We start from the raw sequence: 424 nt of genomic DNA, 5'->3' as shown, positions 1-424 counted from the left end.
GAGCGCGCGCCGAAAGCCCGTAACCCCGCGAGTGGAGTTGGAAATACATTATCGCGTTCCGACGGCCAACCAGCCCGTAAACCGGGGTTGCAGGAAAAACGGAAAGTAAAGGTCCAAAAGTCACCGCATCTTGTTCTGCCGGAAACGATCGCTCTTCCCGCCGCATTGCTTCCAACGCGACCACCGAAATAGCTCAACCTGCGCCAGTGAAGACCAGTGAGCGAAGCCGCAGAGGAGTATGACAATGAACAAATGCGCAGCCGCGTTGACGATCTGGATCGCAATCGGGCCTGCCTCGGCTCAAGACACAGGCATCGGCGGTAAGGTCGGCGGTCTCGGAGTCGGTGCTGGAGTGAGCGCCGGTTCGCAAGGCGGATCTGTGGGGGTGGGTGCGAGCGTCGGCGGTGTCGGGTCGGTGCTGGAG

1 protein-coding gene and 1 pseudogene are annotated in these 424 nt (G+C 60.8%); one reads left to right on the top strand and one right to left on the bottom strand.

The window, feature by feature from the left end:
* Window positions 1-184, bottom strand: a 184-nt coding sequence (locus tag EOA86_RS39810) for a hypothetical protein (RefSeq protein WP_206630300.1), incomplete at its 3' end; no start/stop codon positions are given.
* 60 nt (window positions 185-244) lie between these two features.
* Here EOA86_RS39810 and EOA86_RS39805 point away from each other — a divergent pair.
* Window positions 245-424, top strand: a pseudogene (locus tag EOA86_RS39805) (hypothetical protein); the annotation flags it as partial.

It is taken from the genome of Mesorhizobium sp. M5C.F.Ca.IN.020.32.2.1 (assembly GCF_004023105.1).
Taxonomy (GTDB): Bacteria; Pseudomonadota; Alphaproteobacteria; order Rhizobiales; family Rhizobiaceae; genus Mesorhizobium; species Mesorhizobium wenxiniae.
This window is presented reverse-complemented; position numbering and strand designations above follow the sequence as displayed.